Source organism: Streptomyces sp. NPDC027962 (genome assembly GCF_055566095.1).
In genome coordinates this window covers 59416-78996 of sequence record NZ_JBVHTA010000012.1, presented here as the reverse complement: position 1 = coordinate 78996, position 19581 = coordinate 59416, and the positions used below count along the sequence as shown (strand labels likewise).

Here is a 19581-nt window from a genome sequence, read left to right as displayed (position 1 = left end):
TGCCTGGTGCACCGTTCGGAGATTCTTCAGATGCACGGCGTGCGCGCGAGCGGCTCGCGACGCCACCCGGGCAGCCGGCGATCGGCATGGCGTACTACCAGCAGGCCGAACTGCACCGGCTGCGCGGCGAGTTCGACGACGCCGAACAGGCCTGCCGGCAGGCCGCCGAGCAGGGGCGCGCGCCGCAGCCGGGACTGGCGCTGCTGCGCCTGGCCCAGGGGCGGCCCGCGGACGCGAGGGGGCCCTGGGCCGGATCGTGCGGGACGTCCAGGACCGGCTGACCCGGTCGAAGGTGCTGGCCGCGTACGTGGAGGTCATGCTCGGCCCGTACCGCTCGCCCCCCGTCGACGACACTGCGCCTGCCGAGGACACAGCCGCCGCCGACACTGCCCCCGCTGGTGACACCGCCGCCGCCCGCACCGCCGCGGACGAGCCGGCGGCGATCGCCGCCGACCTCGGAGCGCCCCTGCTGCACGCGGTCTCTGCCCGTGCGACAGGGGCCGTGCTCCTCGCGGAGGGCGACGCCCGCGCTGCCTGCGCGGAACTGGGCCGGGCCCGGCGGCTCTGGCTGGAGCTCCAGGTCCCGTACGAGGACGCCCGCACCCGTGCCCTGATGGGGATCGCCTGCCACCGGCTCGGTGACCACGACACCGCCGCGCTGGACCTGGAGGGAGCACGCCGGGTCTTCCGCGACCTGGGCGCGGCACCCGACCTGGCCCTCCTGGAGGCGGCGGAGAGGGCCACAAGTCGGCGGAGCGCCCTCGACGGCGGCGGGTGGGCTCACCGGGCGCGAGGTCCAGATCCTGGAGCTGGTGGCGGCCGGGCGGACCAACCGCGAGATCGCGACGGAACTGTTCATCAGCGAGCACACGGTCCGCCGCCACCTGCAGAACGTCTTCGCCAAGCTCGGTGTGTCCTCCCGCGCCGCGGCCACCGCGTACGCCTACCGGCACGGGATGCTCTGACGCCGTCCACGAGCCCTGGTCGCTGTGCGGCAGGGTCTCCCGTCCGGTCCGCCCGTGGTACGTACGGACCATCCCGGCCGCCGCGCCGCATTGGTACGCGTACGCGATGCGGCGGGCATGCTCCGCGAACGCGCGGGAGCAGACGGCGTCGCCGTGCTCAACAGCCGGATGAACGTAGGCGTCGGCACCAAGTGACGTTCCGCTGCGCGTACTGGGCGACGTCAGCCGCGACGCGCTGCGACCATCAGGGACGTGGCCTCGGGGACACCGCGCTCGTACGCCGCGTTCTCGGGCGCCGTCGTGTCGATGAGGCTGATCATCAGAGGAATGGAGCCGGTCGGACCGGACTTGCCGGCGCGGATGCGGTAGCGCTCGGTCCGCGCGGCGTCCTTGGCGAGCGGGGCGCCGCCGCTGAAGAGGAAGTGCGGCTGGACGTCGTTGGCGACGCGGAGTTCGACCGTCTTCCATGCGCCGGAGGCCGAGTCGCGGCGTTCCAGCGTGAAGCCGTTCTGCGCAGGAGTGGTGCCCTCGCCGAACATCATCTCCATCTGGAAGACGACGCGCAGGGCGCCGTAGGCGCGGCTGTTGCCGTTGCTGACCGTGACCGTGAACTCGCGGGGCGCCCCGCCACGCGTGAGGTTCAGCGGACCACCGGCCGCGGCCGCGGACATCGACACGACGGTCGGCTTCGGCGGCCGGGTGACGGCGGGCGGCGCGGTGGTCGTCCTGGGGGCGGGCTTCGACGCTGACGGCAAGGCCGAAGGCGACGAGGAGGGGGAAGGTGACGCGGTCGGGGAAGCCGGTGCGGTCGTCGCCGACGAAGACGCCGATACGGACGCGGAGGCAGAGGCGACCGTCGTCTCCTCGGCCCGGGCCTTGCCGCCGTCGTCCTCCGTGCCGCACCCGCTGATCAGCAGCGCGGCAGCCGTGAGGGCCGCCATGCCCGCTGCCCGGGCGCGTATGCCCGTCCACCCCTGCGCCACTGAGGCCACTCCCCCGCTGCTTCTCGGTCGGTGGCCGAAAATAGCAGCGTGGTGGAAGCGGTCAGGACACGCGGAAGTACCAGTTCCGCCACAGCCTCACGCGCAGGTCGGGGCTAGGGCGTGTTTCGAAAGTAGCGTCGTCCGCCCGCAGGGCGGGGCCCGCGGCGTCTGGTGCGTGCAATCGCAAGGCGGAGGATCATCCTCGTACTGGACGTACCTGGATGACTCCGACAACGCAGCGAGTGCGCGTGCCAGACGTCGTGGGCCAGGCGGGACTTTCGAAACACGCCCTAGCGGGCCCGCCGCAGCCCCAGCGGCCTGGCGATCTCCTGGACCATGACCTTGCCCGCCTCTTCGGCCAGCACCTCCTCGGTCAGGTCCTCGTCGGTGTCGAGGCCGTCCAGCTCGGCGAGCGGCTGGTCCAGGCGGACGTGGGCGACCAGGGACTGCAGCGCCCTGAGCGTCGCGGAGGCGGTGGGGCCCCAGTTGGTGAAGTACGAGAACTGCCACCACCACAGCGCCTCGCTCGTCCGGCCCGCGCGGTAGTGGGCGAGGCCGTGGCGGAGGTCGGTGATGATGTCGGCGAGGCTGTCGGAGATCCGCGACGGCACCGGGGCCTTGCGGGGCTCGTACGGGTCGAAGACCTCGGAGAAGACGTCGATCGGCTCGAGCATGGTCGCGAAACGCATCCGCAGCTCGTCCACGTCGACATCCGGGCCTGTGTCGGGCTCGTACCGCTCTTCCGGGATGATGTCCTCGTGCGCGCCCAGACGGCCACCGGTGAGCAGCAGCTGGGACACCTCCAGCAGCAGGAACGGGATCGCGCTGTCGGGCTCGTCGCCCTTCGCGACCTCGGTGGTCGCGACGATGAAGGATTCGATCGAGTCGGCGATCTGGACCGCGAAGCTGTCGGGGTCCTGTCCTACGGCGTGCAGCATGGCGTCAGACATCGAGCAATCGTCTCCCCTCGAAGGCACGCCCGAGCGTGACCTCGTCGGCGTATTCCAAGTCTCCCCCTACAGGGAGTCCACTGGCCAGCCGCGTGACCTTCAAACCCATCGGCTTGATCATTCGTGCGAGGTACGTGGCCGTGGCCTCGCCCTCCAGATTGGGGTCCGTGGCCAGGATCAGCTCCGTGACCGTGCCGTCCGCGAGCCGCGCCAACAGCTCACGGATACGCAGGTCGTCGGGGCCGACGCCCTCGATGGGGCTGATGGCCCCGCCCAGGACGTGGTAACGGCCGCGGAACTCCCGCGTCCGCTCGATCGCGACGACGTCCTTGGGCTCCTCGACGACACAGACGACCGTCGGGTCCCGGCGCGGGTCGCGGCAGATGTTGCACTGCTCCTGCTGGGCGACGTTGCCGCACACCGCGCAGAAACGGACCTTGTCCTTGACCTCGAGCAGGGCGTGCGCGAGGCGGCGGACGTCGGTGGGTTCGGCCTGGAGGATGTGGAAGGCGATCCGCTGCGCGCTCTTGGGACCGACGCCGGGCAGCCTGCCCAGTTCGTCGATGAGGTCCTGAACCACGCCTTCGTACAACGGAACGCCTCTCCTTGGAGTGCTTGCTGCTTACGGTAGTTGGTGCCTGTGGCCGTCAGAAGACCAACAGCGGGAACGGGTCAGAAAGGCATGCCTGGCATACCGCCGAGCCCCTGCGCCAGCGGGCCGAGCTTGTCCTGCTGGAGCTGATGCGCGTTCTCGTTCGCGGCCTGGACTGCGGCGACGACGAGGTCCGCGAGGGTCTCGGTGTCCTCCGGGTCCACGGCCTTCGGGTCGATGACGAGGTTGCGCAGCTCGCCGGAGCCGGTGACGGTGGCCTTCACGAGCCCGCCGCCGGCCTGACCCTCGACCTCGGTCTGCGCGAGCTCCTCCTGAGCCTGCGCGAGGTCCTGCTGCATCTTCTGGGCCTGCTGGAGGAGCTGCTGCATATCGGGCTGGCCACCACCGGGGATCACGGTCACTCCTGGCTGCTTCGACGACTGAATACGGGACTCAATGTGCTGTACGTTTCGGTACGCCCGAGCCTACGTGCTCGCCGGGCGGCATGCCCCACCCCGCATCGACCAACTCTTTCGAGTGAGCGCCGGGGGCCCTTCCGGGGCTCCACTACCCGACCAGCGAGCCCGTGTGGGCGGAAATACCGGGATCTTCAACCCGCAGCCCACCATTCGGCGGTATGAAGGGCCTGCGCCGTATCAGAACGCACGCCCGCCACGTACGTCACGCGGTGTAACGTCAGCACCTTTTCAGCACCTTTTCGGACCTGATAGTCAGTCCTGATAGTCAGTCCTGGGCGTCAGTCCTTGTCGTCAGCAGAGCGCAGAGGAGTGCACCGGTGAGTCAGCCGGAGATGCAGCCCGGGGGGGCCCGGGAGGAGGGCGGCGAGGCGCCGCTGGGTGACCTGACGGGGCGGTCGTTCCCCCTCGGGGACTGGGGCGAGCCGGCGGCACGGCTCGACGAGCTCTACCGCTGGGTGGAGGCGGACGCACTGCGCACGGCGGACTGGTACCTCTCGGACCGGGTCCGTAAGCGCCGGGCGGCTCGTCTGCTCCGCCTCGGCACGGCTCTGGGCGTCGTCGCGGGAGCGGCCCTGCCCCTGCTGGACCTCACGGGCGCGGTGGGCCAGACGGCCCCCTGGGGTTATCTCTCACTCCTCGCGGCCGCGGCCTGTCTGGCCTGCGACCGCTACTTCGGCCTGACGGCCGGCTGGATGCGGAACGTGGCCACCGCGCAGGCGGTCCAGCGCCGCCTCCAGGCACTTCGGTACGACTGGGCGTCGGAGAGCGTGCGCGAGGTGCTCGGCCCGGCGGAGGGTACGGCGAGCGAGGCCGCGGAACGCTGTCTGGGCGTGCTGCGACGTTTCTCCGAGGACATCTCGGACCTGGTCCGCTCGGAGACGTCGGACTGGATGACCGACTTCCGCCCCGGCCCGGCACCCCTGCGCCTGCCGTCCTCGGCCGCGCGCACGACGGCGGAGCTCCCTCCGTCCCACGGCGTCATCCAGGGCCGGTTCCCACTGCCCCCGAACACCCGCCCCAACATGCCTCGCCAGCGCCCCCCGGAGCCGCCGCGCTGACGCACGGCGGCTCCGGGAGGCGTGGGCGGCCGGGCGTCAGCGGCGGCGGGAGCCGGATGTCAGGGCGCGGGTGAGGATCGGCGGCAGCAGGTCCCGTGCCAGACGGCGGGCCAGGGAGCGGCGTACGGGAGGAGCCACGGGCGCCGCGGCCTGCGACTCCGGCGCAGGAAGCGACTCCGGCTCCGGTTCCGCAAGCGGCTCGTGGCGGGAGACCGGCCCGGCCGGGGGCCGGGCCTTGGGGCCCTTGATGCGGATGAGCGGCAGGCCCGCCACCTCCTCCACGCCGTGCCAGACGTCCGTGCGGGTCTCCAGCCACTTCTGCAGGGACTCGGTGAACGGCGCCGGATCGCCCCATGTCCCGTACAGCTTGCTGCCCGTGATCACGATCGGCTTGAGGCCGGTCGTCGCGACCGCGCCCCACACCGCCGCGGAGACGCCCGGGCAGTGCTCGGCCCGGAAGTCGTCGAAGGCGACGATGCCGTCGGGGACGAGGAGTTGGCGCGCCGCCTCGATGTCGCCGTGGACGTGCTCGTAGAGATGCGAGGCGTCGACGTGGACGAAGCGGCAGGTGCCGGGGGCGACCTTCGAGTTGATCACGGAGGTCGGGGCCTGCACCACGGTGGGCAGTTCGTCGTGGAAGGAGAGGTAGTTCGCCTCGAAGGCCCGGCGCGTCAGGGTCGCGTAGGAGCGGTCCATCTCTGCGCTGTTGGGGTCGTCGGGAGCCTCGGAGTCGAACAGGTCGCAGACCGTGAACTTCTCCCCCTCCGCGAGGTAACCACCCAGGAAGATCGCGCTCTTGCCCATATAGGCCCCGAGCTCCAGCAGATCCCCCCGCCGGTCCGTATCCGCCTGGCGGGCCAGAAACCAGTCGAAGATCATTTGATCGACCGGCCAGAACCAGCCCTTGACGTCAGCGAACCGCTCCGGCCTGGGAAGTTCGTCCGCGGCCGCCCCCGCTACGGGGGTACTTGTCTGCGACATGCCCCGGTCCTACCGGAACGAGGTGTCCGACAGCCGTCGGGCACCTGTCCGGCGTCTTAACGTCCCAGGACATGATGCACCCGCGTCAGCTGAAGATGATCATCGAGCCCTGGCCCAGGCTCCGTGTCGCCGCCGCGTGCAGCCCCAGCCAGACATGCCGTTCACGCGCGAACGGGCTCTCGTCGTAAGGGATCGGGCCCGCGGGTTCCTCCAGGGCCGTGGGGCGTGCCGGCGGCTCCGGCGCGGCCGGAGGGTTCGCCGGGTCGATACCGATGGAGGGGGCCACGTACTCCAGCTCGCGCAGCAGGCCCTGTGTGGACCCCAAGGGGCCCCCACCCTCCAGGAGTTCGTCGTTGAACAGCGGGGTCGCGAAGTCGACGGGGACGTAAGCGCCGGCGTGGTCGTAGTGCCACACCAGATGCGACTGCTGTGCTGTCGTCTCGAACATTTCCAGCAACTGCTCGTAGTCGCCGCCCAGTTCGTCCACCGGCGTCACCGCGAGCCCGCACAGCTGCAGCAGATAGGCGCGCCGCAGGAAGTGCAGCGCGTCGTAGTCGAAACCGGCTACCGGCGCGACATCGCCCGACAGGCCCGGCATGTAGGCGAAGACGGGCACCGTCGGCAGGCCCGCGCCGGTCAGCGCCTTGTCGTAGGAGGCGATCTCTTCGGCGAAGGGATTGTCGGGGCTGTGGCACAGCACGTCGACAAGGGGGACCAGCCACAGGTCACAGGCCAAGGGAGTGCTCGCTCTCAGCAGCTCGAGGAGGTTCGGGGAGTTCGGGGAGTTCGGGGAGTTCGGAGAGGATCGGGGAGGTGGAGGAAACGTGAAGGCGACGATGGTCGGGACAGCGTAGTGCGGCGGACCGGGCTCGCGAAGGGTGCTGTTCCACACGATTTCGCACGGTCCGGCACCCCCTTGTCACTCCGCTCGCACGTCCCATACCCACACCCCGGCCACCCTCTCCCCCGGCCGGCCCAGGAGTTTCTCCACGGCCTCGTACAACGGTCCGTCGTTGTACTGCGGCGCCAGCACCACGACGCCCGCGTTCCACGCGTCGAGGTCCTCCCGCGCCTGTGCCCGCCAGTTGGGGCCTATGACCGGTACGCGGCCGGTGTCGCGGACGTCGTTCAGCAGGTTGGAGGTGTGGCGGGGGGTCGCGCCGTAGATGCCGATACGGTCGGGGCCCCACGGCCCGTTGAAGTATCCGCCGGCGACCTTGAAGCCGAGGCCCGTCGCCGACTGCCAGTGCAGTGCCTCGGCGCTGCCCGGGTTCGGCAGCGGCACGGTGACCAGGGACTCGCCCTCCGCGAGGTACTCGGCGTAGGTGCCCTGTGTGATGAAGCCCGGTACCTCGGCCCGTTCCCGCACGGGATAGGGCGTCGGCAGCACCGGCACCAGAGCCGCCGCGAGCGCCGCGAAACCGAGGCCCCGCATCAGCGGCCGCCAAGCCGCCAGCCGGTCGGCGGTCAGCGCGAGGAGCACACCGAGGACGGGCGCGCAGATCATCGCCACCCGCGACTCGATGACCGACTCGAACAGCGGCTGGTGGGCGAGCGCCCGCCACGGCCCGGTCAGCACGATGTCCGTGTACGGGATACGGAACTTGGGCCCGAGGGAGAGGAACGCCGCGGCGACCGCCGTGCAGGCCAGAGCCTTGACGAGCGCGAGCCGCCACAGCCGGATCACGATCGCGACGGCCAGCGCGATCAGCGGCCAGCCGAAGAAGGCGTTCTGCTCGGTACGGTTCATCGCGAGCGGGTCGGCTCCGGCGTCGGAGCCCATCAGCGCCCGGCCGGAAAGCTGCAGGAAGGCGAGCGGACTGTTGCCGGCGTTGTCGCCGTGCAGCACGCTCTTGTAGCTCTGCGGCCCGAAGAACTGCCAGCCCAGCGGGAACGCCACCAGCGGCAGGCACACCAGTACCGCGATGCCCAGACCGCGCAGCAGTGGCCGCCACGCCGCCTTGGCCACGTCGCGCGCCGCGAGCGCGTAGGACAGTGCGAACAGCAGCATGCCCATGGCGGCGAGCAGCAGCGGCTCCTCGCCGAGGAAGATCTGGTACGTCGCGAAGAGGCCGAGCAGCACCCCGTCCCGCCGGACGTTCCCGCCCTCGCAGAGGCGCAGCGCCCGGTCGATGATCACCGGGATCATGAAGAGGACGAGGAAGTTCGGGTGGGCGTTGCCGTGCGACATCATCGGCGGCGCGAAGGCGGCGAACCCGCCGCCGAGCGCCGCCGCCCAGCGGCTTCGCACCAGGCGCCGGGCGATCAGCCAGTACCAGGCGCAAGCGGTCGCGGCGAGCCCCAGGGTGAGGACGAGCGCCCAGGTGACCGTCGGTCCGAAGGCGAGCGTGACCGGTGTGAGCGGCACGGACAGGCCGAGCATCACCGTGTTCGCCATCAGGTTCACGCCGTCGGGATTGTTCTGGAGGGTCGTGAAGAGGGGGTTGCGCAGGTGGGCGACGTTGTCGGCGGTGACGGCGAAGAACCACTCCCACTGGTTCTGGTCCTGACCCGCGTCGCGGAGGTAGGCCCGGTCCAGGTCGGCCCACAGCCCCTTGTAGAGCAGTACGGACGCGACCAGGAACAGCCCGACGACGGCCAGGTCCACGCGGCGCACGGCACGGGCGCGCAGCCGCAGCAGTTCCAGGAGCACCTTGCCGTAGTCGGAGGGGCCGACCTTGGAGCCTGCCCGGTGCGACCAGCGGACCGGGACCTCGGTCACGGGCCAGCCCGCGCGCCGGAAGAAGCGGAGGATCTCGACGTCGATCCCCCACCCGTCGAGCCTCGAGTCGGCGAACGCGGCGCGCGCCTTGTCACCGTCGAAGAGCTTGAAACCGCACTGGGTGTCGCGGATGCCGGAGACCGCCACCGCGCGTATCACGCGGTTGCCCATCCGGCCGAGCCACTCGCGGATGCGCCGCTGATGCACCTCGATCCGCGCGTCGGGGTGCGCGCGCGAACCGATCGCGGCCGCGGCATCCGTGCTCTCCAGCTCTTCGCCGAGCCGCTCCAGCTCCTCGATGGGTGTCGCCAGGTCGGCGTCCGTCACCAGCACGCGCCGCCCGTACGACGCGAGGACGCCGAGGCGCAGGGCGCTGCCCTTCCCGCGGTTCGCCTCGCTCGACACGAGCTGGATGTGCGGCTCCTCGGACGCCGCCTCCGCGGCGATCTTCGCGGTGGCGTCGGTGGAGCCGTCGTCGACGACGATCAGCTCCCAGTCGCCCCAGCGGTCCGGATCCGCCTGCAGATGGGCGCAGATGGCGTCCAGCGTGGGGCGCAGCCGCGCCTCCTCGTTGTACGCCGGGACGACGACACTCAGATCCACGCTCACCGCTGTTGCCGCCCCCGTTGCGCCCGTCGTTCGAGCCGGTCCGCCCAGACGAGGGCGTGATCGTCGTAGGCGCGGATCGAGGCCCGCACGCCGTCCGCGTCGCCCTTCGTCACCGCGTCGACGATGTCCTGATGGCCGCCCCACAGCCAGTCCGATATCTCGGGGTCGGCGCGCAGGAACGGTACGGCGAACACCCAGGCCTGCACCCGCAGCCGGTGCAGGAAGTCGCAGATGTAGCGGTTCGCGACGAGCGCGCCGAGCTCGCGCCAGAAGCGCAGGTCGTAGCCGATGAGGATGTCCAGGTCCCCGGTGCGCGCGGCCCGCGCGGCCTCTTCCGCCCGGCGCCGTACGGACACCAGCGCCTGCGGGTCCAGCAGCGCGTACCTGTGCTGCTCGTTCCGGCCGAAGACGGCGTCCACGACCAGGGACCGCGTGTCGACCATGGTCCGGTAGTCGTCGACGGAGAACTGGTGCACCTTGAAACCGCGGTGCTGATCGGAGTCGAGCAGGCCCTGGGCGGAGAGATCGACGAGCGCCTCACGCACGGGCGTCGCGGAGACGCCGTACTGATCGGCGATCTCCTTGACGGTGAACTCCTGACCCGGCTGCATACGGCCCGCGAGCACCTCGTCACGCAGCGCGTCGGCGATTTGCTGCCGCAGGGTGTTGCGGGTCACGGCGCCGCTGCTGCCGTTCCCGCCACCGCTACCGCTGCCGTAGCCGGGCATCGTGGCCTTCTCCTTCGCCTTCGGTTCCGGACACGATAGGCCAGGGGCGAAAGCACCGGTTCGCGGCGTACGGTCTGGACGGCGAGGGGAGGCGATGCCGCAGTGGCGTTCGAACCGGCCACGGGTGACGGGCCGTGCATGGCGGCCAAGGGGCGGGCCGCGGAGGTGAGGACGGCCTTCGAAGGGCTGCTCCAGATCCGGCGCGTGACGAACAACACCGACGAGGCGGCCACGCCCGCGCCGTGGGAGCTGGCCCGCACCGTCCGCGCGGTCGCCCTCGCCCTGGAGGCGTCCGGCTTCCCGCCCTCGGCCGTCGACGACGACAGCAGGCGCACGGCGACGGGCTATCGCGTGCGGCCCGGCGACCGTCCGGGCACGGCGTACGTGGAGTGGCTCGGCCCGCCGGGCAGCGGCGCGGCCCAGGAGGGGGAGGGCCGGCTGAAGGCGTGCGCGGCGGCGCTGGGGCGGCTGGGCTGGGAGGCGCTGCTGTACCGAGGGCCGCGGAAGCAACGGTTCCTGGAGGTGGAGCCGGCGGGGCCGCCTCCGGCGCAGGTGTTCGGGGACACCTCCGGCCCGGGCCTCCCGCCCGCTGCGCGGGGCTGATTCCCCCGCCCTCCCCTACGCCTGGCGGCGTGGGTGGTACCCCCGTCCCGGAACCGGGGCAGGCCCCGGACCCGTACCGCGCTCCGCGCGGTGTCCTCGAACGCCGGACGGGCTGACTCTCTCAGCCCCACTGGGGACCCCCCTTCGGCCTGGCGGCCGTGGGAGGTACCCCCACCCATGGCCGCCGGGCCGTCGGGGGAGTTCGGGCGGGGTCCGGGGCGAGCCCCCGGGTCAGGCGATCAGCTCATCCGTCACCGACAGCGCCGTGTCCAGCGCGGCCAGCCCCTCCTTCGCCTCCGCCTCCGTCACATTGCACGCCGGCACCGCGTGCGTGCGGTTCATGTTGATGAAGGGCCACAGGCCGTTCTTCTTGCAGGCCGCCCCGAACGCCGCCATCGGCGCCGCCGCCTCGCCCGCCGCGTTGTACGGGACCAGGGGTTCGCGGGTTTCGCGGTCGCGGACCAGTTCGAGGGCCCAGAAGACACCGAGGCCGCGGACCTCGCCCACCGACGGGTGGCGTTCCGCGAGTTCGCGCAGGCCGGGGCCGAGGACGGTCTCGCCGATGTGGGCCGCGTGTTCGACGACCTTCTCCTCCTCCATGACCTGGATCGTGGCGACTGCCGCCGCGCATGCCAGCGGGTGGCCCGAGTAGGTGAGGCCGCCCGGGTAGGGCCGCTTGTCGAAGGTCGCGGCGATCTCGGCGGAGATCGCGACGCCGCCGAGCGGCACGTACCCGGAGTTGACGCCCTTCGCGAAGGTCATCAGGTCCGGCACCACGTCGAAGTGCTCGGCGGCGAACCACCTGCCCGTGCGGCCGAAACCGGCCATGACCTCGTCGAGGACGAAGACGATGCCGTACCGGTCGCAGATCTCGCGGACACCCGCGAGATAGCCGGGCGGCGGCGTCATGATGCCGGCCGTGCCGGGGATGGTCTCGAGGATGATCGCCGCGATCGTCTGGGGGCCCTCGAAGGCGATGGTGTCCTCGAGGTGCTGGAGGGCACGCGCGCACTCCTCCGGCTCCGTGGACGCGTAGAAGGGGGAGCGGTACAGGAACGGGCCCCAGAAGTGGACGACGCCCGCGGTGCCGTTGTCGTTGGCCCAGCGGCGGGGGTCGCCGGTGACGTTGATCGCGGTGGCGGTGCCGCCGTGGTACGAGCGGTAGGCGGAGAGCACCTTCGGACGGCCGGTGTGCAGACGGGCCATGCGGATGGCGTTCTCGACGGCTTCCGCACCGCCGTTGGTGAAGAAGATCTTGTCCAGGTCACCGGGTGTGCGCTCGGCGATCAGCCGGGCGGCCTCGGAGCGGGCCTCGATCGCGAACGCGGGGGCGAACGTGGCCAGCTTCCCGGCCTGCTCCTGGATCGCGGAGACGACCCTCGGGTGCTGGTATCCGATGTTGGTGTAGACGAGGCCGCTGGTGAAGTCGAGGTAGCGGTTTCCGTCGTAGTCCCAGAAATAGGACCCCTCTGCGCCGGCGACGGCGAGCGGGTCGATCAGGCCCTGGGCGGACCAGGAGTGGAACACGTGCGCGCGGTCCGCCGCCTTGACGGCGGCACCGGTCTGGGGATCGGCATGAGGGGTCATGCGCCCAGCGTAAGGAACGCCGGCGGGGGTCGACATGGCCACCTTGTATGGACTCGGCGGCTTATCTGGGCAGGGTGTCGGGCCTTCCGGCCGCCTGACGGGAGACCAACTCCATTGACAGCATACTGTCGACATGACAGGCTACTGTCATCGGAGCAGGACATCGAGGAGACCTCATGACCCGCAGGACAGTTCATCTGGCCGTGTACGACACCTACGCCGACTGGGAGACGGGCCACACCACCGCCCACCTCACCCAGAACGGCTGCACCGTGAAGACGGTCGGCCTCACCACCGACCCCGTCACGACCATGGGAGGCGTCCGCATCCAGCCAGACCTCGCGCTCGCCGACCTGGACCCGGCCGACAGCGCGCTGCTGATCCTCACCGGCGCGCAGCTGTGGGACACGGGCGACGAGCTCGCGCCGTTCGCCTCGGCGGCGCGCACCTTCCTCGACGCCGACGTCCCGGTCGCCGCGATCTGCGGCGCGACCGCCGGCCTCGCCCGGGAGGGCCTGCTCGACGACCGGCCCCACACCAGCGCCGTCTCGTTCTATCTGGACGCCACGGGCTACAAGGGCGGCGAGCACTACGTGGACACGGACGCCGTCACCGACGGCGACCTGATCACCGCCGGGCCGACCGAGCCCGTCGCCTTCGCCCGCGAGGTCTTCGCCCGGCTCGGGGTGTACGAGGGCGAGAAGCTGGACGCCTGGTACCGGCTGTTCCACGACTCGGACCCGTCGGCCTTCGAGATCCTGAACTCATGAGGCCCACACACCACCCCCAGGAACTGCTGACCCGCACGGCGCTCGGCGTCTTCAGACTGAACGGGCAGTTCATCACCGTCTCCGACGGGCTGGCCCGGGAAGCCGGACTGACCGCCGCACGCTGGCAGGTCCTCGGCGCCGTACTGCGCGAGCCGCAGTCCGTCGCCGGGATCGCCCGCACGATGGGCATCACGCGGCAGAGCGTGCAGCGGATCGCCGACGTACTGGTCGGGCAGGGTCTGGCTGAGTACCGGCCCAACCCCGCCCACCGGCGCGCCAAGTTGCTGCACGCCACCGAGGAGGGGCAGGCGGCGATCAAGAAGATCGACCCCGGTCATGCCGCGCTGGCGAACCGGCTGCTGGCGGTGCTCGGACCGGAGCGGTTCGCGGAGACCGCACAGGTGCTGGAGCAGTTGTCGAAGGCCATGGCCACGATCGAGGCGGAGGGTGTGGGCGGGACGGCGGGCGCGGACGAAGAGGCGGACGAGGACGCGTAGCGCACCGGCTCGGCGGGCGTCGCTGCCCCGGCCATGACCCGCCGGCCGGCCTTCGAGGCGCACTATCCTCGGTCCGTCGAGCATTTCGGTACGGGGGGAAGGGCCGCGCGGCGATGGAGCAGCTGGCAGCGGGGGATCCGCAACACATCGGGGAGTACCGGCTCCTGGCCCGGCTCGGGGCGGGCGGCATGGGGCAGGTGTATCTCGCGCGCTCCGACCGCGGGCGGACCGTCGCGGTCAAGCTGGTACGTCAGGAGCTCGCGGAACAGGAGGAGTTCCGCAACCGCTTCCGCCTCGAGGTCCGGTCCGCGCTGCGCGTCGGCGGCCAGTGGACCGCGCCCGTGCTGGACGCGGACACGGAGGCGCTGATCCCGTGGGTCGCCACCGGATACATAGCCGGGCCGGCGCTGCACGCCGTCGTCTCCGGCGGGCACGGACCGCTGCCCGAGCGCAGTGTGCGGCTGCTGGCCTCGGGGCTCGCCCACGCGCTGACCGACATCCACGGCGCAGGTCTCGTCCACCGCGACCTCAAGCCGTCGAACATCCTGCTCACCATCGACGGACCGCGCGTCATCGACTTCGGCATCGCCCGCGCGCTGGACACGGTCACCGACGGCGGTCTGACCCGCACCGGCGCGCTCGTCGGCTCCCCCGGCTTCATGTCGCCGGAGCAGGTGCGCGGCGGCCGGGTCACCGCGGCCGGCGACATCTTCTGCCTCGGGTCCGTACTCGCCTACGCGGCCGCCGGCCGGCTTCCGTTCGGCTCGGCGGACAGCGGCGGGCATGCGCAGATGTTCCGCATCGCCCAGGAGGAACCGGACCTGACCGGTGTGCCCGAGGGGCTCCTCGATCTGATCCGCGACTGTCTGCGCAAGGACGCCGAGTCCCGGCCGACGCTCGCGCAGATACTGGACCGGACGACCACCGACGCCGACGGCGAGCCGTGGCTGCCGGGGGCGCTGATCGCCCAACTCGGGCGTCATGCCGTGCAGTTGCTGGAGGTGGAGCAGCCGCGGTCACCGGTGCAGCCCCCGACACAGACCGCGCCGCCGCCGCGGACACCCCCGCCCCCACCGCCTCCGGCGCCCGCTCCGGCCGGGACGCCGAACCCGGTGCCGTCGCGGACGCCTCCGTACGGGCCGGCGTACGGCTTTCCGCAGCCGGACCACCCCGGCCCGTACGCACCCCCGGCCGCCGGCCCGTACGCACCGCCGGCCCCCGGCTCGTACGCACACCCGGCCGCCGGCCCGCGCCGCAGCTCCCGCGGCGGGACCGTGGCCCTGATCGCGGTCGCGCTGGCCGTCGCGCTCGGCGCGGGCGGCTCCGTCTACGCGTTCATGTCGAAGGACGACGACAAGAACACGACCGCGGACCCGAAGCCCTCTCCGAAGCCCTCCCCCGCCTCCGCCTCCCCAGGGACCTCGGCGCCGACGCCCTCCGGTTCGCCCTCGACGGCCCAGGCCTCCGGCGGCGTCCCGCTGCAGTACGTCGGGACGTGGCGGGCGTCCTTCGACACGGCGGACGGCACCAACATCCGGATCATGACGATCACCCAGGGCGCGACGGGCGACCAGGTCATGACGCTGACCGGAACGGGCCCGAACTACGACTGCCGCTGGTCCGCCACCCTGCGCGCCTCGGGTCCGCCCCTCGAACTGGACCCGACGGCCGTCACGTTCGGCGACCGTGTGTCCTGCGCGCCCGGTCAGTGGAGCCGGCTGAGCATGCCGAACGACACGACCGTCGTCCGCGAACTGGTCGGATCCACCGGCGAGCCCCTCACCTACACCAAGGCCGGCTGACGCCCGCCGCCGTCGGCCCCCGGTCAGCCCCAGCTCGCCTCGTGGAAGCTGCGGTACTCCCTGCGCTCCTGCGCCGACACGATCCAGCGCGCGGCCACGAGGCAGGTCAGGCTGCCGCCGATGAGGCCCAGTCCCAGAGCCGGATTTCCGAAGTTCACGATCGACGTGACCGTCCGCGACGCGTTCGGCTCCCCCGAAGTCCCCGGCGGGGTCGCGGGGTCCGGCGGGACACCGGACCCGGTGTCCCCGTTCCCTGCCCCGCCGTCGCCCCCGGGGTTCGGCGGCCCGCCGGTCAGGTTCACCCCCAGGGTCTCCATGGCGGTGGTCACCGGCTGGAAGTACGTCGTGCCCCCGGTGGTGCAGTCACCGTCGCCTCCCGACGTCACGCCGAGCGCGAGCCCCTCGGAGAACAGCGGGCCTCCGCTGTCGCCGGGCTCCGCGCAGACCGTGGTCTCGATCAGGCCCGTGACCGTGCCCTCGGGGTAGTTCACCGTCGCGTTGACGGCCGTCACCTCACCGGAACGGAATCCGGTCGTGCTGCCGCGGCGGAAGACCCGCTGGCCGACGGAGGCTTCGCCCGCCCCGATGATGTTCACCACCTGGCCGTCGCCGATGTCGACGACGTTGGTGCGGTCGAGCGTGTTCACGTCCTCGTAGCGCACCAGGGAGTAGTCGTCGCCGGGAAAGCTGGACGCCGTGGTGGTGCCCACCAGTTCGTCGCCCTGGCGGTCCCGGAACCAGGTGGTCTGCTCGGGGCCGCAGTGCCCGGCCGTCAGGATGAACGTGTCCTGGCCGTTGGTCACGTTGAAGCCGGCGGAGCAACGGCGCTGCGAACCGAAGACGGGCGTGCCTCCGCTCACCCGGGTGGTGAAGGTCCCCCGGGTCCGTTCCATCGTGACGAAGCCGCCGATGCGTTCGGCGAAGCCGGACAGCCGCGACCAGTCCTCGGCCGAGACGGTGCTGTCGGCGCGCACCGTGATGCTGTTGGACGCGTAGTCGACCGCCCACGCGGTACCGGGCACCCGGGGCTCGGAGCTCAGGGTCTCGGTGGCCGAGCGGAGCCGTTCCATGCTGTGCTCGACGACTTTGGCCTCCCCGCCGGCCCGCCGCACTTCCTCCGCGGCGTCGGCATCGGTGACCGCGACGACGGTCCGGCCGTCGGCGCCCGTCCAACTGCCCGCGGTCCGGGACGGCCCGAGTCGCGAGACCACTCCCGCGGTCGGGTCCCCGGCGACTCGTGGATCGGCGGCCCGCGGATCGGTGGCCGGCTCACCGGCCGCGGCGGTGGACACCATCAGCCCGCCGCAGAGCAGCCCGCCGGCGGCGGCCAGCCGCACGATCCGCTGGAGCTTCCGCCGTACGCGCCTCCGTCGTGTGTGCATCATCCGCGGCCCCAAAGTCGTACCGGACGGCGTCATCAGTGACGTGGGGCCCCGGATGCCGAGGCCCCCCGTCCCAGTACGTGCCGAGGGACCGAAGCGTTCAAGGAGGCCGCGACACGCCCCCGTACGGAATGAACGCAGAACCTGCGCGCCGACCGCTTCGAGGGCAAAGAGCGTCTCCTCATGTACGGGATGAGCGTGGACGGCGAACCGGCGGAGTACCGTCCGCACATGAGCCGCCGCGGCGTCTGAACGGCGGACCGGCATCCGGCGTCCGATCGCGGGAGCAGGACCCGAGCACAGCCCGCCCTCCGGACGGTGCTCCCTCCACCGTGAGAGGCGTGCGAGGGGCAGCCCTGGGATGGTTCAGCGGAGCGGCGAGGAGTGGGGCCGACGGCTCAGCGCTCCGTCGGCACCACCCTGGTCACCTTCCCGTCGAGGTCGGCCTGGACGTAGCCGCCGCCGTGGTCGTCGGACAGGTAGAACGCCAGTCTCAGCGGCGTGTCGAAGGTGTCGTTGGCCTGGTCGACCAGCAGGTAGCGGGAGGTGGGTTCGTCGACCTTCAAGTCCTTCTCCGCTCTCTTCGCCAGGCCGGGCAGGACGTCCCAGTCGAAGTCGTCCAGGTCGAAGGGGAGGTCCCCTCCCATGAGGGAGCCGCTGATGGGGCCCCTGTTCATGCCCTCACCCGGGCGGTAGGTCCAGGTGTCGTACCGCTTGTCGCTGCCCTCCACCATGGACCAGACGGCCACATACTCCGGATACACCGCCAGGTAACCGGCCCTGTCCGTGCCCGTCTCCGCCTTGATCTCCTTGATCGCGGACCGGATGGCGTCCGGGGTGAGCAGGTTGTCCGAGCCGACCTGGGAAGGCGGTGAGGCGGACTTCGACGGTGGCGCGGCCGAGGGGGAGGGCGAGGAGGGCTGCGAGGACGAGTCGCTCACTCCGACCTGTGACGGAACCTCACGGTCCTTGGCCCCGGCGCCCGTGGTGCCGCTCTCGCCGTCCGGAAGCAGCGTCCACACCAGCACGGCGGTCAGGGCCGTACCCGCGAGCGACGATGCGACGGCGACCCGCCGCCGCATCTGGCGTCTCCCGTCGAGCTGCCGCCCGGGAATCTGTGGTGCCGCGGGTCCGGCGTCCCGCCGATCCGGGCGGGCCGGCCCGGGCACGGCGTCGTGCAGCGACCCGCCGTCCGCTTCCGCGGCCGTTCCGGCCCCGGGCTGCCCTGCCACCCCCGCCGACGGTCGCGCCGCGGGTGCGGGTGCGCCCGACGGGGGCGCCAGCCGGTACGAGGTGGTGGCCGCGTCGCCGCCCGCCACCGCGGTGGTCGCGTCCGCCCCCGCAGGCGCCGCGGTCGCTCCCTCCGCCACCGACGCCAGCATCCCGTCCACGGCCTCGGCGTCGGGACGGGCTGCCACATCCCGTACGAGCACGGCGTTCAGCACATCCGTCAGCGGTCCGGCCCGACGCGGCGGCGGCAGCTCGTCGCCGAGCGCGGCCGCCAGCGTCGCGAGCGTGCTGCCCCGCCGCAGGGGGTGGTGGCCTTCCACGGCCACGTACAGCATCATCGCCAGCGACCACAGGTCGGACCCTGGGCCACCGTCCTCGCCCCTGACCCTTTCGGGCGCCATGTAGTCGGGCGTGCCGATGAGGGACCCGGTCGCGGTCAGCGCGGTGGAGTCACGGATCGCCGCGATCCCGAAGTCCGTGAGCACCGGCCGCCCGTCGGGCCGCAGCAGTACGTTGGCCGGCTTCACGTCCCGGTGCTGGATGCCGGCGTCGTGCGCGGCGCGCAGGGCGGCGAGCACCCCGCGGCCCAGCCGGGCGGCCTCGGCGGGGGCCATCGGCCCCCTGGCCAGCCGGTCGGCGAGCGAGCCGCCGGTCACCAGCTCCATGACGAGCCAGGGGTAGGTGTCGGTGCCGCCGTCCACGATGTGATGGATGGTCACTACGGCCGGGTGGTCCACCCTGGCCAGCGCCCGAGCCTCCCGCAACACCCGGGCTCTCAGCATCCGGGCGGCTTCCGGGTCGTACTCGGCGAGCCCCGGATCGGGCGGCCGCACCTCCTTGAGCGCCACGGCCCGGTCCAGCACGACGTCCCGCGCCCGCCAGACCGTCCCCATCCCACCGCCGCCGAGCCGCCCCTCCAGCTCGAACCGGCCGTCGATCACCCGTCTTGCGGGGCCCCCGTCGCTCATGGCGGGAGCATAAAGGAACCGGGTGACAGCTCTCCGACGGCCCGGAAAACCGGCCACGAGGCCCGCCGCTCCGGGCGGCCGGGCCCCGGCCGGGTCACCGGTGCGTCCGGGCACGGAAGAACCCCCGACGCGAACCCGCGGCGAAGACGCTCGGCCCTCGCCGCGGATCTGCCCCTCGGGGTCTACCAGTGTCCCGCGGATGCCCTGCAGGGACGAGTCGACCTCGAACGTCGAGGCCGTACCGTCCGCAGAGTCCCCGGCCAGGCCTCGGCACGGGATGATGCCTTCTGCGAAGGTGCCCACTCCGTCACGCGCACGGCGCGCGCTCCGGGCTGCCCGCCTGGTGCATGAGGTCACCCATCCAGACCCGGCGGCCCAGGTCATCGAGCTCGGCCTTCAGCCGGCGGCTCTCCGGCGGTGTCGCCCGTCATCCAGGGTGACGTCCGGCGGATCGCGGCCCGCAGTCACCGTTCGAGCAGCACATGCCGGTGGTCGTCGCGTTCGCCGGCGTTCTTCAGGCGGGCGCCTTCGATGTGCTGCAAGTCCACCGCCTTGAGGTGCTCCAGCAGCTGCCGTTCCGCCCCACCCCGCTCGCCGAGCTCCCCGCCGACCACGCCAACAGCCATCCGCCGCGCCCTCCCCTGCGTCACGGTGAACGTGTGAGGGTCCATTGTG

20 protein-coding genes are annotated in these 19581 nt (G+C 71.9%); 8 read left to right on the top strand and 12 right to left on the bottom strand.

The annotated features are described in order from the left end of the window. The first annotated feature begins 86 nt into the window (after positions 1–86). From ACZ4SA_RS14140 to ACZ4SA_RS14130, 3 genes are all read left to right on the top strand, one after another. Complete coding sequence (locus ACZ4SA_RS14140; protein WP_468273680.1) at positions 87–281, top strand: tetratricopeptide repeat protein; 195 nt, start codon at positions 87–89, stop codon at positions 279–281. A gap of 357 nt (positions 282–638) precedes the next feature. Then, complete coding sequence (locus ACZ4SA_RS14135) at positions 639–965, top strand: response regulator transcription factor (protein ID WP_468273677.1); 327 nt, start codon at positions 639–641, stop codon at positions 963–965. 54 nt (positions 966–1019) lie between these two features. Further along, a complete protein-coding gene (locus ACZ4SA_RS14130; protein WP_468273674.1) occupies positions 1020–1160 on the top strand; it encodes a hypothetical protein in 141 nt (46 codons plus the stop codon). A gap of 26 nt (positions 1161–1186) precedes the next feature. Here ACZ4SA_RS14130 and ACZ4SA_RS14125 read toward each other — a convergent pair whose 3' ends face one another. The 4 genes from ACZ4SA_RS14125 to ACZ4SA_RS14110 all read right to left on the bottom strand — a co-directional run bounded on the left by ACZ4SA_RS14125 (position 1187) and on the right by ACZ4SA_RS14110 (position 3906). Further along, positions 1187–1948 carry a hypothetical protein gene (locus ACZ4SA_RS14125; RefSeq protein ID WP_468273672.1) on the bottom strand — a complete coding sequence of 254 codons (762 nt, stop codon included), beginning with the start codon at positions 1946–1948 and terminating at the stop codon, positions 1187–1189. 290 nt (positions 1949–2238) lie between these two features. Further along, positions 2239–2898 carry a DUF5063 domain-containing protein gene (locus ACZ4SA_RS14120; RefSeq protein WP_468273671.1) on the bottom strand — a complete coding sequence of 220 codons (660 nt, stop codon included), beginning with the start codon at positions 2896–2898 and terminating at the stop codon, positions 2239–2241. Continuing rightward, a complete protein-coding gene (gene recR, locus ACZ4SA_RS14115) occupies positions 2891–3490 on the bottom strand; it encodes a recombination mediator RecR (RefSeq protein WP_264245817.1) in 600 nt (199 codons plus the stop codon). The genes ACZ4SA_RS14120 and recR overlap by 8 nt, the downstream gene beginning before the upstream one ends. A gap of 80 nt (positions 3491–3570) precedes the next feature. Further along, a complete protein-coding gene (locus tag ACZ4SA_RS14110) occupies positions 3571–3906 on the bottom strand; it encodes a YbaB/EbfC family nucleoid-associated protein (protein WP_468273904.1) in 336 nt (111 codons plus the stop codon). A gap of 395 nt (positions 3907–4301) precedes the next feature. Here ACZ4SA_RS14110 and ACZ4SA_RS14105 point away from each other — a divergent pair, with 395 nt between their 5' ends. Then, positions 4302–5027, top strand: coding sequence for an SLATT domain-containing protein (locus ACZ4SA_RS14105; protein WP_468273902.1), 726 nt, complete (start codon positions 4302–4304; stop codon positions 5025–5027). A gap of 36 nt (positions 5028–5063) precedes the next feature. Here the strand turns inward: ACZ4SA_RS14105 and ACZ4SA_RS14100 are convergent, their stop codons facing one another. The 4 genes from ACZ4SA_RS14100 to ACZ4SA_RS14085 form a co-directional block, all read right to left on the bottom strand. Continuing rightward, a complete protein-coding gene (locus tag ACZ4SA_RS14100) occupies positions 5064–6008 on the bottom strand; it encodes a class I SAM-dependent methyltransferase (protein ID WP_468273670.1) in 945 nt (314 codons plus the stop codon). 85 nt (positions 6009–6093) lie between these two features. Next, the gene (locus ACZ4SA_RS14095) at positions 6094–6744 is read right to left on the bottom strand and encodes a hypothetical protein (RefSeq protein WP_468273668.1); all 651 of its coding nucleotides are present in this window, start codon (positions 6742–6744) and stop codon (positions 6094–6096) included. A gap of 183 nt (positions 6745–6927) precedes the next feature. Further along, positions 6928–9339: a dolichyl-phosphate beta-glucosyltransferase gene (locus ACZ4SA_RS14090; protein WP_468273666.1), complete on the bottom strand. Its 2412-nt coding sequence runs from the start codon at positions 9337–9339 to the stop codon at positions 6928–6930. Continuing rightward, complete coding sequence (locus ACZ4SA_RS14085) at positions 9336–10067, bottom strand: GntR family transcriptional regulator (protein WP_468273664.1); 732 nt, start codon at positions 10065–10067, stop codon at positions 9336–9338. The genes ACZ4SA_RS14090 and ACZ4SA_RS14085 overlap by 4 nt, the downstream gene beginning before the upstream one ends. A gap of 138 nt (positions 10068–10205) precedes the next feature. Between ACZ4SA_RS14085 and ACZ4SA_RS14080 the strand changes: the two genes are divergently transcribed. Continuing rightward, positions 10206–10670 (top strand): hypothetical protein, encoded by a 465-nt coding sequence (locus ACZ4SA_RS14080; RefSeq protein ID WP_468273899.1) that lies wholly within the window; start codon positions 10206–10208, stop codon positions 10668–10670. Between the two features lie 231 nt (positions 10671–10901). Here ACZ4SA_RS14080 and ACZ4SA_RS14075 read toward each other — a convergent pair whose 3' ends face one another. Continuing rightward, positions 10902–12257: an aminotransferase class III-fold pyridoxal phosphate-dependent enzyme gene (locus ACZ4SA_RS14075; protein ID WP_468273662.1), complete on the bottom strand. Its 1356-nt coding sequence runs from the start codon at positions 12255–12257 to the stop codon at positions 10902–10904. A gap of 176 nt (positions 12258–12433) precedes the next feature. Here ACZ4SA_RS14075 and ACZ4SA_RS14070 point away from each other — a divergent pair, with 176 nt between their 5' ends. The 3 genes from ACZ4SA_RS14070 to ACZ4SA_RS14060 all read left to right on the top strand — a co-directional run bounded on the left by ACZ4SA_RS14070 (position 12434) and on the right by ACZ4SA_RS14060 (position 15326). Next, entirely contained in the window at positions 12434–13027 is a 594-nt protein-coding gene (locus tag ACZ4SA_RS14070; RefSeq protein ID WP_468273659.1) for a DJ-1/PfpI family protein, read from the top strand. Further along, positions 13024–13524, top strand: coding sequence for a MarR family winged helix-turn-helix transcriptional regulator (locus ACZ4SA_RS14065; RefSeq protein WP_468273657.1), 501 nt, complete (start codon positions 13024–13026; stop codon positions 13522–13524). The genes ACZ4SA_RS14070 and ACZ4SA_RS14065 overlap by 4 nt, the downstream gene beginning before the upstream one ends. A 113-nt stretch (positions 13525–13637) precedes the next feature. Continuing rightward, a complete protein-coding gene (locus ACZ4SA_RS14060; protein ID WP_468273655.1) occupies positions 13638–15326 on the top strand; it encodes a serine/threonine-protein kinase in 1689 nt (562 codons plus the stop codon). A gap of 23 nt (positions 15327–15349) precedes the next feature. Here ACZ4SA_RS14060 and ACZ4SA_RS14055 read toward each other — a convergent pair whose 3' ends face one another. The 3 genes from ACZ4SA_RS14055 to ACZ4SA_RS14045 form a co-directional block, all read right to left on the bottom strand. Then, positions 15350–16711, bottom strand: a complete 1362-nt coding sequence (locus ACZ4SA_RS14055; RefSeq protein WP_468273652.1) for a S1 family peptidase — start codon at positions 16709–16711, stop codon at positions 15350–15352. Between the two features lie 395 nt (positions 16712–17106). Next, positions 17107–18906 (bottom strand): serine/threonine-protein kinase, encoded by a 1800-nt coding sequence (locus ACZ4SA_RS14050; RefSeq protein WP_468273649.1) that lies wholly within the window; start codon positions 18904–18906, stop codon positions 17107–17109. A gap of 464 nt (positions 18907–19370) precedes the next feature. Beyond that, entirely contained in the window at positions 19371–19532 is a 162-nt protein-coding gene (locus tag ACZ4SA_RS14045; RefSeq protein WP_468273646.1) for a hypothetical protein, read from the bottom strand. Positions 19533–19581 lie beyond the last annotated feature (49 nt).

Bases quoted from the DNA above. Each gene is read 5' to 3' on its own strand.
- ACZ4SA_RS14050 (WP_468273649.1), bottom strand. From the start codon at position 18,906: ATGAGCGACGGGGGCCCCGCAAGACGGGTGATCGACGGCCGGTTCGAG.
- ACZ4SA_RS14105 (WP_468273902.1), top strand. From the start codon at position 4,302: ATGCAGCCCGGGGGGGCCCGGGAGGAGGGCGGCGAGGCGCCGCTGGGT.
- ACZ4SA_RS14070 (WP_468273659.1), top strand. From the start codon at position 12,434: ATGACCCGCAGGACAGTTCATCTGGCCGTGTACGACACCTACGCCGAC.
- ACZ4SA_RS14085 (WP_468273664.1), bottom strand. From the start codon at position 10,067: ATGCCCGGCTACGGCAGCGGTAGCGGTGGCGGGAACGGCAGCAGCGGC.
- ACZ4SA_RS14140 (WP_468273680.1), top strand. From the start codon at position 87: ATGGCGTACTACCAGCAGGCCGAACTGCACCGGCTGCGCGGCGAGTTC.
- ACZ4SA_RS14055 (WP_468273652.1), bottom strand. From the start codon at position 16,711: ATGATGCACACACGACGGAGGCGCGTACGGCGGAAGCTCCAGCGGATC.
- ACZ4SA_RS14045 (WP_468273646.1), bottom strand. From the start codon at position 19,532: ATGGCTGTTGGCGTGGTCGGCGGGGAGCTCGGCGAGCGGGGTGGGGCG.
- ACZ4SA_RS14065 (WP_468273657.1), top strand. From the start codon at position 13,024: ATGAGGCCCACACACCACCCCCAGGAACTGCTGACCCGCACGGCGCTC.
- ACZ4SA_RS14120 (WP_468273671.1), bottom strand. From the start codon at position 2,898: ATGTCTGACGCCATGCTGCACGCCGTAGGACAGGACCCCGACAGCTTC.
- ACZ4SA_RS14060 (WP_468273655.1), top strand. From the start codon at position 13,638: ATGGAGCAGCTGGCAGCGGGGGATCCGCAACACATCGGGGAGTACCGG.
- ACZ4SA_RS14100 (WP_468273670.1), bottom strand. From the start codon at position 6,008: ATGTCGCAGACAAGTACCCCCGTAGCGGGGGCGGCCGCGGACGAACTT.
- ACZ4SA_RS14080 (WP_468273899.1), top strand. From the start codon at position 10,206: ATGGCGGCCAAGGGGCGGGCCGCGGAGGTGAGGACGGCCTTCGAAGGG.
- ACZ4SA_RS14075 (WP_468273662.1), bottom strand. From the start codon at position 12,257: ATGACCCCTCATGCCGATCCCCAGACCGGTGCCGCCGTCAAGGCGGCG.